Below are 13,803 nucleotides of genomic sequence, written 5' to 3'. Positions count from 1 at the left end.
ATATTTTATAACTTATTGATTTATAATATTTTATTTAGTTTACTTTATTTTGAGTTTATAACTCTTTTTGCCTTTTACACTACTTGCCTTCTTATGTCTTATTTATTAAAAATGATTATTTTTTATAATGTATATTAAATGTTGATGTCTAAAAATTTGACTATAAGTGCTAAAATCCAAATACCTTTGCTACAAAATTAATCATATTTATCAAATTACTTCATGAAATTAGTTCATCGTATGCGGCGGTTGCGTACTGGCACACTGAGCCGCGAATTATTTGCTGAAACGCGCCTGTCGCCTTCTATGTTGATGTATCCCTTTTTTGTTACTGCAGGCAACCATATCCGGCACGAAATTGCTTCCATGCCGGGTATCGCTCATTTGTCGATAGATAATTTGTTGCGCGAAGTGGAAACCTGTCTGTCTTTGGGTATCAGAAATATTTTATTGTTTGGAGTAAATGAACCGAAGAGCGAATTTGCCGCCGCCGCCCAAAGTGCGCACAGTATTGTACCGGAGGCGGTACGCGCGCTCAAAAAATCTTTCGGTGATGATTTGTATATAGCCACCGATGTGTGCTTATGCGCCTATACCACACACGGACACTGCGGCGTATTGGAGCACGGACTTATTGTTAATGATGCCTCTTTGCCTTTGCTGGCAACAATGGCACTGCGCCACGCCGAAGCCGGAGCCGATATGGTGGCTCCTTCGGATATGATGGACGGCAGGGTAGGAGCTATACGCAATGCCTTAGATGAGGCGGCTTTTGAGCATACCGCACTAATGTCGTATTCCGTAAAATTTGCTTCTTCGTATTATGGTCCTTTCCGCGAAGCCGCCAACTCTGCACCGCAGCAGGGCAACCGCAAAAGCTACCAGATGGATATTCGCAATGCCCGCGAAGCCCTCCGCGCAGCCGCCCTCGATGAGCAGGAAGGAGCTGATATGCTGATGGTAAAACCGGCTTTGGCGTTTCTTGATATTATCAAAAGTGTGCGCCAAACTTCATTGCTGCCTTTGGCGTGCTACAATGTGTCGGGCGAGTATGCTATGGTAAAAGCCGCCGCCCAAAACGGCTGGCTCGACGAAGCCGCCGTAGTACGCGAAAACCTCTATGCTTTTGCCCGCGCCGGTGCTGATCTCATCATCACCTATCATGCCAAAGATGCCCTCCAATATAATTGGATAGATTGACAACATTTTGAACCCAACTCTGTTGCTATGTGAAATTGTGCAACAAAAAAACACATACCAAGACACTGTTTTTTTCTTATGTTTGTGTATTCAAACTGTTGGTATAAAAAAAGAAAGCATTGCAAAAATTTAAACGTGAGACCTGATATGTTTTTTTAAAACATAGATCTCAAAGCGTATTAGAAAAACTGTCTTCTTTCACGAAAAAATATTTTCATGCAACTAAAAGGTACTTATACCGATATATTAAAGATTGCAGCACCAATTATGGTGTTTCAATTTGTACAAAATATTATAGGCTTTACGGATACTATATTTTTGGGCAGAGTAGGGGTGGTGGAATTAAGTGCCTGCGGCATTACATCTATCTATTATTTAATTATGGTAATGATAGGGTATGCAGTGTCGAGGGGAGCACAAATTATGATAGCGCGTTTTGCCGGAGAGGAAAAACCCGAAAACATAGGTGCAGTATTTGATACGTATATCGGCGTACAGTTTTTTTTGAGTTTAATTCTGTTTGCGCTGCTGTATTGGGGGTCGCAGTATATTTTACCTTTCTTCATACAGTCACCCGATATTTTAGAAGCCGGTTTAAAATTTTTGGAATATCGCTCTTTCGGCATTTTTTTCAGCACTTTGGGTTTTGTGTTTTTGGCTTTGTATTCCGGTATCGGCAGAACCACCATGATTGTATATGTAACCTTGGCAATGGCATTGAGCAATATGGTACTTAATTACAGTTTGATATTCGGAGCTTTCGGTTTTCCAAAAATGGGCATTGCGGGTTCGGGTTTGGCTTCCACTATCGCCGAAGCTATCGCCTCCATCATCGGTTTGTTGTATGCTGCTACAGACAGGCATATCCGCCGTTTTCATGTGTTTAAAAATATTTTTACACTCAATCGCCCCATTTTTAACGAATTATTGATGCTGTCTTACCCTTTGGTCATACAATTTTTGGTGGGCATTGGCGGTTGGTTTTTGTTGTTTACTTTTATTGAAAATATGGGACAAACCGCCTTGGGCGTATCTACCATTGCCAAATGGGTTTATACTTTTTGGGGTATTCCCACCTGGGGCTTGGCATCGGCGGTAAATTCGGTAGTGAGCAACCTGATAGGGCAAAATAAACAGAAAGACGCATTGTTGTCGGTGCGGCGTGCTATGCTGATGGGGGTGGCGGCTTCTTTGATATTGGGAGTTTTGCTGTTGATGTTTCCGGCGCATATCAACGGCATTTTTACAGACGATGAACAACTCATCGCCGGAGCTGGTCAATTGATGCCCTTGCTCGCCCTTACCTTGTTGGTATGTTCTATGGCAAGCACTGTATTCAACGGTATTATCGGAGTGGGAGCTACACGCGCTTCGCTGCTGATAGAGATGATTGCTATTTTTATTTATCTCATATACGCTTACACCGCCGTTAACTTTTACAATGTGGGTTTGCCTTATGTGTGGGCAGCCGAATTAATTTATTGGGGCTTATTGTTTATAGGGTCTCAGATTTATTTTATGCTGTGGAAAAGAAAACAAAGATTGATAATATGATAAAAAAGAAAGGTAGTGATTTAAAATGTATGCTGAATATTAAGAGGGGTACGGAACTTGTTTCTAAGAAAGATATAAGTTTTAATGATACCGTAGTGCATATCATCTTTCTTAGAAAAACAAACGGTTTGGCGACAGAGCCTTTTTAAATGTGTTCTGAAATCTCGGTTTCGCCTTTCAATATGGGTAGTTTTAGCCTTTGCGATAATATGCTTTTGAGGAGCAATGTACTTTTTTATAAGACTTCCAATCATCGGTTCGGTAGGAATCAATTTGTAAATGAGCGAGTTTTCTCATCAGAGCTTTGCAAGCCGAATTATTGCGTTTTCCGATGTAAAAAGCTAAAATTTGACCAGAATCTGCGTCATAAGCATACCAAAGCCAGCGTTTGCCTTGTTTGCGATGTTTGACAAAAGTCCACATTTCATCAATTTGGACCTTCTTAAAATGTCCTTGAACAATAGGCTCTTGTATTTGTCTGAACCACTTGCGCAAGATCAATAAGATGCCCGCGATGCTTATTCCACAGACCCTTTGAATATCTCTGATACCACTGCCATTGAAGGTCATACAGCGAACCTGCCGTTTAATACGAGGATCTGCTCCTTTGTATTTGTAGGCAAATTGAAATTGTTTTTGCACTTATAACAATAGAAATTTTGAGTACCATTGGCTTTTTGCCATTTTTTTTTACATTTGTATCCTCACAATGAGGGCAAACCACTTGAACCAGTATTTCAGACATACTAATTTAAGTTGGTTTTGCCCTTTTGGGTTGTCAATATGACAACTTTTTGCAAAAATCACCAGCATACATTCTTAATCAGTACCAAAAGAAAATAATATGAACCAAGATCTCTCACATCTGCGCCGCGACTATGGGCAGTACAGCCTCCACGAACACGAAGCCGCCACCGACCCTTTTGAGCAATTTCAGCATTGGTATGCCGCCGCCGCCGACTGCAAAGATATTGCCGAAGCCAACGCCATGATACTCGCCACTGCCGACACTGCCGCACAACCTTCGGCACGTGTGGTGCTGCTCAAAGAATACAGCAAAGAGGGTTTTGTTTTTTATACCAACTACCACAGTCGCAAAGGCAATGAAATAGCCGTTAATCCGAAAGTGGCTTTGTTGTTTTTTTGGGACGCTTTGGAACGACAGGTACGCATAGAGGGTGTGGCGCACCTTAAAAACGATGCCGCCGCCGAAGCCTATTTTCAAAGTCGTCCCCTTCAAAGTCGTCTGGGAGCTTGGGCTTCGCCGCAGAGCACAGTTATTGATGGCAGAAATGAATTAGAACTACGCTATCAGGAGGCGGTGCAGCATTTTGTAGCATTGGGCGAAGAACAACAACAACCCGCCGCCGTCATTCCCAAACCGCCGCACTGGGGCGGCTATCGCGTGGAGGCGCATACTTTTGAATTTTGGCAAGGACGCAGCAGCCGCCTCCACGACCGTCTGCGCTATACGCTGCATCAAACCACCCAAACTTGGAACATACAGCGATTAGCTCCTTAAAAAATATTAAAAAAAACACCTCTATCGCCTTAAAATACACAATGGAATAAATTTTGATATATTTTTGCAGTGTATTTCAATACAATTCTGTTTTTGCGCATGAAACGTCAGTTGTCATCGGTGCTATGCTTGTTTGCTATGGCTTGTATGCTGCTTTCCAATATCGGAATAGCAGTGAACACGCATCGTTGTTTCAGCGAAGATTTGTTTGAAGTATCTTTGTTACCCATTACACCCTGCGCCGAGCGCGAAGCAGAAAGCCACCCTGTTATTTTCGAAAAAAGTTGTTGCAACAAAGCTGCTTCTGCTTGTAAAAACAAACCAATCTCTGTTTCGCATCAGGCAGCCGAAAAAAAGAATTGTTGTTCTTATGGCGAAAAATACATCGCCAATAAGCACCATTTATTGATTTCGGCAATACAATTTTGGTCGGCCTGCTGTGTAGATATATCCTTGTTCTCGGTACAGTTGAGCAAATACTTATTTGCTGATTTATGCGCTTTCAATACGCATTGTATAGCACTTTACCTTCCCTATCTAAAATCTCCTCCTGTTGCCTTTGCAGAATTTTTTGTTCTGTTCGAGCAATTTCTTTGTTAGTGGATATGTGTTTCGCTTTTTTTATAAAGAACGAAAAAAGCAAAGCCGAAAAATGAAATATGAATTAATAAAGTATTAAAAACCAATACTTTGTTAATCGCTCTTTACATTTTTTATCACACTTACAAATTATCATTTTTTTATGAAGTATATTTTTTCACTGCGGCTTTTGTTGGCAGTGTTGGGTTATTTGCTATGGATACAGGAAAGTCAGGCACAAATTATATTGCAGGGTTCGGTAAAAGAAATCGACGAACAGCAACAGGAAAGCTCCGTTATCGGTGCGTTTTTATATTGGCAAGGTACTGCCAAAGGAGCTGTCAGTGACGAAAACGGCAATTTTGAAATAGAGCGCGTACCTCACCGCGATTCGCTCATCGTGAGTTTTATCGGCTACCAAAGTGATACACTTTATATTCCTCCCCAACACAGTGAACGTATTGATATTTTATTGGCGGAGGCGAATAGTAGTTTAGATGAAGTTCAAATCCGTGCGCGGCGCGGCTCTACTTTTATTTCAACCCTCAAATCTATCAAAGCCGAAGAAATTACCACCGATGAACTGGCAAAAGCGGCCTGTTGTAATTTGAGCGAAAGTTTTGAAACCAACGCTTCGGTAGATGTCAATTATACCGATGCTATTACGGGCGCAAAAGAAATCCGTATGTTGGGTTTGGACGGTTCTTATGTGCAGATGTTGTCCGAAAATATGCCTTCGCTGCGCGGCTTGGCTAGCACTTACGGTTTGGAGTATGTGCCGGGTCCTTGGATGGAGAGTATTCAAATTTCAAAAGGAGTGGGGTCGGTAGTGAACGGCTACGAATCTATCACCGGACAAATCAATGTAGAATATAAAAAACCGCACGAAGCCGAAAAATTACTCGTCAATGTGTATGCCGGCGATGCCGGACGCTATGAGGCTTCTTTGAATTTCAGACACAAGCTGCCCCTCAAAGGCTTTGAATCGCTGTGGCTGCTGCACGGAAATATCCTCAATGCACACCACGACCGCAACGGCGATACTTTTTTGGATATGCCCCTGCGCCAACAGGCACAAATTTATCACCGCACCCATTTTCGCTTTAAAAAACAAGAAGGGCAGTTCGGTATCAAATATTTGCAGGAAACACGCAAAGGCGGACAGGTGGCTTTTCACGAGCACGACAGCCATTTGGGTGGCGAAAACCCGTATTACGGATTTCAAAATCAGGTGGAGCGCGGCGAAATTTACCTAAAAACGGGACGTATTTTTGAGAAACCCGCTACTTCTTTGGGCTTGCAACTGCAAGGTATTTATCACGACCAAAATGCGTTTTTCGGAAAAACGGATTACGATGCCGTTCAGAAAAGCTTTTACGGCAATTTGATTTATCAGACCATTTTGGGTACGAGCGACCATGTGTTCAAAACGGGGGCGAGTTTTATCAACGACCATTATCAGGAGCAAGTCGCCGACAGCCTCTTTTCGCGCCGCGAGCAAGTGCCGGGGGTCTTTGCCGAATACAACTATATCCGCGAACACAAATTCAGTTTTTTGGCGGGTTTGCGCTTAGACCATCACAATTTGTACGGATTTTTTGTAACGCCGCGCTTGCACGCCAAATATAATTTTTCGGAGTTATCTTCGCTGCGGGCATCGGTGGGGCGCGGATTCCGGCGTGCCAATCTTTTTGCCGAAAATTCTTTTTTATTTTTGAGCAGCCGCCCCTTTGCTCTGCGAAACGGCGAAGCATTAAAACCCGAAATTGCTTGGAACTACGGCATCAACTTTACACAAGTATTTCGCTTTGCGGAGCGCGAAGGCACTTTTACGGCTGATGCGTATCATACCAATTTTTTGCAACAAAGTATTGTAGATGCTTTTTCTGATCCTAATCGTATTTTGATATACAATTTGGAAGGAAAATCGTATTCCAATTACCTGCAAGCCCAGATAGATGCCGAACTGTTGCGCCGTTTAGATGTACGCCTCGCCGGAAAAATGGAAGAAGTGCGCATCACTTACGGCACTTTGAGCGATATACAATTGCCTTTAGTGCCTCGTTTTTCGGCTTTGTTGAATATTTCGTATAAAATGCCTTTGCGCAACTGGCATTTTAATGCTACGGCACAATATACCGGCAAACAAAATCTGGCGGTGGCTGCCGCTGATGGCAAAGTGCCGCAAAGCAAAGATTTTGTTACTTTCAATGCACAGATAAATTATCATATTAAATCGTGGGAAATTTATGTAGGTGGCGAAAATTTAGGCGATTTTCACCAAGCTAATCCCATTCGCGGCTATGAGCAGCCTTTTGAGGCGGGTTTTGATGCTTCTAATGTGTGGGGACCTATTTATGGTAGAATGTTGTATGTGGGTATGCGTTGGGGCATCGGTATAAAACCCGATGAACATTGATAACAGGTCAATAAAAATTATCGTTTTTTTATTCGCAGCATAAGTCAGTATGGCTTTTGCTGCGAATTTTTTATTGAAATAGGGATACTATCCCAGTTTTGGATTGGTACAGAGCATTTTTGTCTCCTTCAGAGCAAGAAAACCGACTTCAATAACGGCGTTGCGGTGGTGTAATACGGCATAATAAGTACGCAATTAATAAATTGTTTTAGCATTATTCAGTAGCCTTTTTCTAAACTTTCTCTGTTTTTCTGAAAAAATGCGCAACTTTGCAAATGTATGAAAACAAAATTTTCTCGTAGCGGCAAGCCGCGTGTTAATGTGGTAACTTTGGGCTGCTCCAAAATTTGGTGGATAGTGAAGTGCTCATCAATCAACTCAGTGCCAACGATTTTGAAGTGCAGCACGAGGGTACTAACCGTTCCGATATTGTTATTGTAAACACTTGCGGCTTTATTGACCGCGCCAAAGAAGAATCCATCAACAGCATTTTACATTATGCCGCTGCCAAACAAAAAGGGCGTATAGATAAATTGTATGTAACGGGTTGCCTCAGTCAACGCTACAAAGATCAGTTGGAAATCGAAATTCCCGAAGTTGATGCCTACTTCGGTACGATGGAGTTGCCTTTGCTGTTGGAAGAACTCGGTGCCGACTATCGCCACGAACTTATCGGTGAACGGGTGCGGCTCACCACACCGCCCCATTATGCCTATCTCAAAATTTCGGAAGGCTGCAATCGCACCTGCTCTTTTTGCGCCATTCCGTTGATGCGCGGTAAACACGTTTCCAAAAGCATCGAAGCCATTGTTGCCGAAGCTCGCCATTTGGCTGCCAACGGCGTGAAGGAAATTATGCTCATTGCTCAGGAACTTACCTACTATGGTTTGGATATATACAAAAAACGCGCTTTGCCCGAACTGTTGCACGTCCTCAACGACGAAGCCGAAGGCATTGAATGGATACGCCTGCATTATGCGTATCCGTCCAAATTTCCTTTGGAAGTGATAGAAGCTATGGCAGATTGCCCCAAAGTATGCCGTTATTTGGATATGCCCCTGCAACACGCCAGCGATGCGATGCTCACTGCTATGCGCCGTCAAATTACGCGCAGCGAAACCGAAAAACTCATCAGCGATATTCGCAGCATAGTACCCGATATAGCTTTGCGAAGCACCATGTTGGTGGGTTTTCCGAATGAGAGCGAAACCGATTTTGAAGAACTATGCGATTTTGTTGCCGAACAACGTTTTGAACGCTTGGGCGTGTTTGAATACTCGCACGAAGAAGATACACCCGCCTATGGCTTGGACGACAATGTTTCCGCCGAAACCAAAAGCGAGCGTGCCGCCGCATTGATGGAGATTCAGCAGGAAATTTCTTTTGAAAAAAACAAAAAACTCATCGGCAAAACCTTAAAAGTGCTTTTTGACCGCAAAGAAGGCGAACATTTTATCGGGCGCACCGAATACGACTCGCCCGAAGTAGATAATGAAGTATTGGTATCGGCAGAAAAAAACTATGTGCGGGTGGGTGATTTTGCGCCAGTGTATATCCGCGATGCTGGAGAATTTGATTTAGTGGGAGAGTTGGCGGCGAGTTCTTAGGGTGATAATTTGATAAGCATCTAAAAAAAACGGACAAATTTTTATCATTCCTGCCCAACCTCACAAATAAATTACCACATCACCGATATTAAAAATGTCGGTGATGTGGCAAGAAAATAGAAAAAATAATTGAAAAATTCCTGATGCACTAAGAAAAATAACTACCTGTTTCTGCCGTATTGCTCGTGGCTCGATACCCAATCCGAAGAGGAAATCGCCGATGCCAGCGAAATTTCTCCCGCCAATACCACACCTGCCACAATTTCGGCAAATTTTTTCACTTTGCCGCGTCCGGTGCAGCCCAAAAGCCGCAAACACTCATTTTGGGTCGCCAAACCCGTTCCGCCGCCGTGTGTTGCCACTATCAGCGAAGGTATTGTGATGGAAATATACAAGTCGCGTTCAGGCGTAATTTCAGTATAAACCACCGCCGCCGAAGATTCTGACACATTGGCTACATCTTGCCCCGTAGCAATAAACATCGCCGTGATGCCGTTGGCGGAATGCAAGCCATTATTGTTTGCTCCCGACAAAATCGCTCCTACATTTGCTACATAGCTGTGATAGGCGAGTTGCTCCGGCTCCACGCGCATATTCTGTATCAGCACATCGCGCGGAATCACCACTTCTGCTACTACACGCTTGCCGCGCGTGCGCATAATATTCACCTGCGAGGCTTTTTTGTCGGTGGCAAAATTACTTTCTAAATAAAATTTACGAATCGGAGGTCCTTTATAAGCGTCTAAAATCCAACTGCAACCCGCAAAAGTGGCACGTCCTACCATATTTTGCCCTGCTGCATCGCCTGGTGGTATAGTTGAAGCGCAAAAATGCAAATTTGTTGGATAAATAAGGGTCTATATCGCGCAATTTGGCAACGCTGGAAGTGGCTTCGGCTTCTTCGGCAATTTTACTGAAATTTTCCTTTATCCACTGTACAAAGTCTCTCGCAGCACGGGCATCGTCAAATACAAAAACGGGGGCACGCTGCATAGCATCATCTACTACCGAGCAGGTAACACCGCCACTCAGGTTCAGCACCTTCATACCTCTGTTGTACGAAGCCACCAAAGTGCCTTCGGTGGTGGCAAGCGGAATGATAAAATCTCCCTGTGCGTGCTCGCCATTGATGCGCAGAGGACCTGCCAAACCGATAGGAATTTGAGCCACGCCCGTAAAGTGTTCAATATTTCCCCTAAGCAGGGCGGGGTCAAAAGAATAATGAGAAATATGCTCCAATTTCGTATTGCTGAACTCTGCCGCAAATTGTTGTCGTGTTTTAATGGCTTCTGCACTATAATCATCGTTGTTGTTGCGCGGAATACGAACAATGTGGTCGGTGGTTTCGCTGATGCTGTCTTCTACGGCAAAATGCAATTTTCCGAACTCCTGAGTACGCACCGCAATATCAATCGGGTATTTTCCGGTGGGCAGCGGCTCTATTTTACAATGCACTGCCAATACTTTCGTCAACGGAAAAGCCACCGTTTGTGCACTGCTGATGTCGGCGGCGGCAATGTGACGGTCGCCTATATCCATCGTAATCCATTGTCTATTAATTTCTTTGTCGTTAATTTTTACAGAAATTAATTCCGTAATTGTTACATCTTTGAGGCGGTTTTTCAACGAAAAAGAAACACCCTGCTCCGAGTTGGCAAGGCTGGAGCGGTTATAAAGCTGGCGCAACAGCATTTGAGGGATAATTTGCATATTCAATAATAAAAATTAGAGTGTGAAGCGTTGATGTGTGATAAAAATAAAAAAATTATAACAACAGACATACTTTCTTTGCCCAAAAATGAACATATTTTTATGCAATACGATTTTATATACCTGTGGGCTTGTTGATGTTGCGAAACAAGATAGTATTTTTTTGTATAAATATATTTTTTTTGAAGATTGAATTTTTTTTGCACAAAAAAACATTTATTAAGTCAATCTATTTTTAGTTTTTTATATAAAACGCAGCTGTTTTTACAATAATGACCAATTATATTCGCTCTTTTGCAGCATCTTCTGTTGTTCAGGAAAAATGGAACAAACGCCCTTTGATGATTGCCGGTCCTTGCAGTGCCGAAACAGAAGAGCAAGTGCTTGAAACGGCTTTGCGCTTGGCAAAAAATGATAAAATAGATATGCTCCGTGCCGGCGTATGGAAACCGCGCACTCGTCCGGGGCAGTTTGAGGGAGTGGGCACGGTGGCTTTGTCGTGGTTGCGTACTGCCAGACAAATGAGCGGCTTGCCGGTGATGGTAGAAACCGCCACTGCCAAACATGTAGAAGAGGCACTGGCGCACGATATAGATGTATTGTGGATAGGTGCGCGCAGCACTGTTAATCCGTTCAGTGTGCAGGAAATCGCCGATGCCTTGCGGGGCGTACAAATTCCGGTACTGGTAAAAAATCCCATTAATCCCGATGTGGAATTGTGGAGTGGGGCAGTGGAGCGTTTGGAGCAAGCCGGATTACAGCAAGTGGGCTTGGTGCATCGTGGTTTTTCGAGCTACGGCAATACAGATTATCGCAATGTGCCCATGTGGCATTTGCCTTTGGAAATGCGGCGGCGTTATCCCGAAAAATTGTTGCTCTGCGACCCTTCGCATATTTGCGGCAGACGCGATACCTTGCAGCGCGTGGCACAAAAAAGCATTGACCTCAATTTTGATGGTTTGATGATAGAAAGTCACCCCAATCCCGATGCGGCTTGGAGCGATGCCAAACAACAGATTACACCCGAAACGCTCAATACTTTGCTCGACCAACTGATATGGCGAAAATCCAGTACGCAAGAACCTGCATTTACTACGGCTATGAATGCTTTGCGCGAGCAAATCAATCATTTTGATGATGAAGTATTATTGTTGTTGGCGCAGCGTATGAAAGTAGTGGATAGCATAGGAAATTATAAAAAGAAAATAATATCACCATTTATCAGCGCGAGCGATGGGACGATATTTATCGCCGTTTTCATGAGAAAGCGGAGGCTTTGGGCTTAGGTAATTATTTTATCAATATGCTTTTAGATGCGCTGCGTTTGGAAAGCATACGTCATCAAACCAAAGTGATGAACGATGAATAAAAAAGTAAAAAAACGCTACCACACCCGCTCCAATAAACCCCTGAAAATGGTGATTTTTAACAAAGGAAACAGCAATAGCAACAGCAAGGCAGGTATGGCAAAAATGCGATATTGCTCGCTGTAACGGCGCAGTGTGGTTACTTCTGCTGTTGTTTTTTCAAGACGGTCGATTTCTTTGTAAATGGCTTGCAGCGCGCTTTGGTCTTGCGCATGAAAATATTTTCCCTGACAGCGTTGGGCAATTTCTTTCAGTACGGTTTCATCTAAGGGCATCAGCGTATTTTTTAGTACGGTGCTGCCAAATATATCCTGCATCGGAAAAGGTACTTCGTCATTGGAGCCAACACCGATGGTATAAACTTTAATGCCGTATTGTGCTGCAATGTCGGCGGCATCTAAGGGGCTGAGGGCTACTTTGGTGTCGGTGCCATCGGTGAGCAAAATGATAATTTTGGAGGCTGCTTTTGTTTCTATGAGGCGATTGACGGCGGTTGCCAAACCTTTGCCAACGGCTGTGCCGTCTTCCAATATTCCGGTTTTGAGCTGACTGATAAGTTGGAGCAGCAGGTGGTGGTCGGTGGTGAGGGGGCATTGCGTGAAGGCTTCGCCCGAAAAAACCACCAAGCCAATGCGGTCGTTGGTGCGGCGGCGCACAAATTCGGCGGCACTTTTTTTCATTGCCTCCAAGCGGTCAGGCTCAAAGTCGCGGGCGAGCATACTGCCCGATACATCAAGAGCCAGCACAATATCCAAGCCTTCGGCGTTGATTTTTTGTTGTTCGTAGAGTTTTTGGGGGCGTGCCAATGCCACTACCAACAGGGCAAATGCGGCGATGAGGAGCAGGGGCAGGTGCGGATACAAACGGCTGCGCCACGAGTGAACACCTCTCCATTGCTCGCGGTTGAGGTGAGAAACCATCAGCGCGGAGTCGGCGGTGGCGGCAGAATGTTGGCGGCGCAGACTATACCACACATGGCGCAATAGTAGAGCCAAAGGCAATAGCAACAGCAGCAAAATATACGGATATAAAAATATCATGGTTTTTTTACTGAATAGCGAAGTTTCTTTTCAAGAAAATAAAAAAAATAACCGAAATTAAAAACGTATGACGTTTCTTTTTTTTAAAAAAAACGCCATACGTTTCATAAAGTTGTATAAAATTTAAAATTGATAACGGTTTCGGGGCTTTGCGTTCGGGCGGGTTTCGGGGCAAAAATATTCAATAATCCACAAATGTTGATAGTAGTTCGAATGGTCAAATTTAGGACTTTTGTCTCATTTTTGGCAAAACCTTGTATGCTCGGTGCTTATGCTCATTCGATGTCAATTTTGTTTATTTCGTTCATTAGTCTGTCCGTTTCTGTCAATGCAACGATGATTTTTTGATAATGAAAAATATCATCAAACTCTAATACTCTATCCTTTCTGTCTTTGAGCCATTTTTGGGCAGGTTGATAACCGCCAATATAAAAGTCCCAAGCCACTTGCGGTACATTGTCGAAATACTGTGTGTCGTTGATGTACACTTTGCCGACCACCCCGTCCTGCGGACACCCCTCCAAAGGAGAGGAATTTGTAAAGCGAGGTTTTGTAACTGTGTTGTTTCCGTCTTCGGGATATTGAGTGATGTATTTTTCAACGGTTGGGCTTTCTAATAAATGGATTTGTCGGATTTCTCCACCCAATTTTACCAATTTCCAAAAAGTATCTTTGTCTTTTGGATAAGGCACTCTCGGAAAATCAATTTTTAAAAATTCTTTGTATTTTTCTCTGTACGTTGGCGAATGTAAAACCGCATAGATGTAATCTAAAATGTCAATAGGTGCAAAATTCCCTTCCTCCG

Annotated in this window: 9 protein-coding genes and 3 pseudogenes; 7 read left to right on the top strand and 5 right to left on the bottom strand. The window is 43.4% G+C overall.

Going from position 1 to position 13,803, the window contains the following annotated elements; genetic code table 11:
- Nucleotides 1-222 precede the first annotated feature (222 nt).
- Together hemB and IPL35_02420 are read left to right on the top strand one after the other, a co-directional pair.
- Nucleotides 223-1,200 (top strand): porphobilinogen synthase, encoded by a 978-nt coding sequence (gene hemB, locus IPL35_02425; GenBank protein ID MBK8442319.1) that lies wholly within the window; start codon nt 223-225, stop codon nt 1,198-1,200.
- 216 nt (nt 1,201-1,416) lie between these two features.
- Nucleotides 1,417-2,754: an MATE family efflux transporter gene (locus IPL35_02420; protein ID MBK8442318.1), complete on the top strand. Its 1,338-nt coding sequence runs from the start codon at nt 1,417-1,419 to the stop codon at nt 2,752-2,754.
- 20 nt (nt 2,755-2,774) lie between these two features.
- Here the strand turns inward: IPL35_02420 and IPL35_02415 are convergent, their stop codons facing one another.
- Nucleotides 2,775-3,008, bottom strand: coding sequence for a hypothetical protein (locus IPL35_02415; protein ID MBK8442317.1), 234 nt, complete (start codon nt 3,006-3,008; stop codon nt 2,775-2,777).
- Nucleotides 2,947-3,396: an IS1 family transposase gene (locus tag IPL35_02410; protein MBK8442316.1), complete on the bottom strand. Its 450-nt coding sequence runs from the start codon at nt 3,394-3,396 to the stop codon at nt 2,947-2,949. The genes IPL35_02415 and IPL35_02410 overlap by 62 nt, the downstream gene beginning before the upstream one ends.
- A gap of 202 nt (nt 3,397-3,598) precedes the next feature.
- Between IPL35_02410 and pdxH the strand changes: the two genes are divergently transcribed.
- The 4 genes from pdxH (at nt 3,599) to rimO (ending at nt 8,881) form a co-directional block, all read left to right on the top strand.
- Nucleotides 3,599-4,276 (top strand): pyridoxamine 5'-phosphate oxidase, encoded by a 678-nt coding sequence (pdxH, locus tag IPL35_02405; GenBank protein ID MBK8442315.1) that lies wholly within the window; start codon nt 3,599-3,601, stop codon nt 4,274-4,276.
- A 99-nt stretch (nt 4,277-4,375) separates the two neighbouring features.
- The gene (locus tag IPL35_02400; GenBank protein ID MBK8442314.1) at nt 4,376-4,876 is read left to right on the top strand and encodes a hypothetical protein; all 501 of its coding nucleotides are present in this window, start codon (nt 4,376-4,378) and stop codon (nt 4,874-4,876) included.
- Nucleotides 4,877-5,018: 142 nt separating this feature from the next.
- On the top strand, nt 5,019-7,274 hold the full coding sequence (locus IPL35_02395) for a TonB-dependent receptor (GenBank protein MBK8442313.1): 2,256 nt from the start codon (nt 5,019-5,021) through the stop codon (nt 7,272-7,274).
- Between the two features lie 335 nt (nt 7,275-7,609).
- Entirely contained in the window at nt 7,610-8,881 is a 1,272-nt protein-coding gene (rimO, locus tag IPL35_02390) for a 30S ribosomal protein S12 methylthiotransferase RimO (protein MBK8442312.1), read from the top strand.
- Between the two features lie 161 nt (nt 8,882-9,042).
- On the opposite strand, the pseudogene IPL35_02385 reads toward rimO, so the two are convergent.
- Nucleotides 9,043-10,591 (bottom strand): annotated as a pseudogene (locus IPL35_02385) (hydroxymethylglutaryl-CoA reductase).
- A 272-nt stretch (nt 10,592-10,863) separates the two neighbouring features.
- Here IPL35_02385 and IPL35_02380 point away from each other — a divergent pair.
- A pseudogene (locus tag IPL35_02380) lies at nt 10,864-11,960 on the top strand (bifunctional 3-deoxy-7-phosphoheptulonate synthase/chorismate mutase type II).
- A gap of 15 nt (nt 11,961-11,975) precedes the next feature.
- Here the strand turns inward: IPL35_02380 and IPL35_02375 are convergent.
- The gene (locus IPL35_02375; GenBank protein MBK8442311.1) at nt 11,976-12,998 is read right to left on the bottom strand and encodes a VWA domain-containing protein; all 1,023 of its coding nucleotides are present in this window, start codon (nt 12,996-12,998) and stop codon (nt 11,976-11,978) included.
- 275 nt (nt 12,999-13,273) lie between these two features.
- Nucleotides 13,274-13,795: pseudogene (locus IPL35_02370) on the bottom strand (DNA methyltransferase).
- Nucleotides 13,796-13,803 lie beyond the last annotated feature (8 nt).

Source organism: Sphingobacteriales bacterium (assembly GCA_016711285.1).
GTDB lineage: Bacteria > Bacteroidota > Bacteroidia > Chitinophagales > UBA2359 > JADJTG01.
This window is presented reverse-complemented; position numbering and strand designations above follow the sequence as displayed.

Excerpts from the sequence above, each read along its gene's own strand:
- IPL35_02375 (MBK8442311.1), bottom strand. The coding sequence starts at position 12,998 with ATGATATTTTTATATCCGTATATTTTGCTGCTGTTGCTATTGCCTTTG.
- IPL35_02395 (MBK8442313.1), top strand. The coding sequence starts at position 5,019 with ATGAAGTATATTTTTTCACTGCGGCTTTTGTTGGCAGTGTTGGGTTAT.
- pdxH (MBK8442315.1), top strand. The coding sequence starts at position 3,599 with ATGAACCAAGATCTCTCACATCTGCGCCGCGACTATGGGCAGTACAGC.
- IPL35_02420 (MBK8442318.1), top strand. The coding sequence starts at position 1,417 with ATGCAACTAAAAGGTACTTATACCGATATATTAAAGATTGCAGCACCA.
- IPL35_02415 (MBK8442317.1), bottom strand. The coding sequence starts at position 3,008 with ATGATTGGAAGTCTTATAAAAAAGTACATTGCTCCTCAAAAGCATATT.
- IPL35_02400 (MBK8442314.1), top strand. The coding sequence starts at position 4,376 with ATGAAACGTCAGTTGTCATCGGTGCTATGCTTGTTTGCTATGGCTTGT.
- hemB (MBK8442319.1), top strand. The coding sequence starts at position 223 with ATGAAATTAGTTCATCGTATGCGGCGGTTGCGTACTGGCACACTGAGC.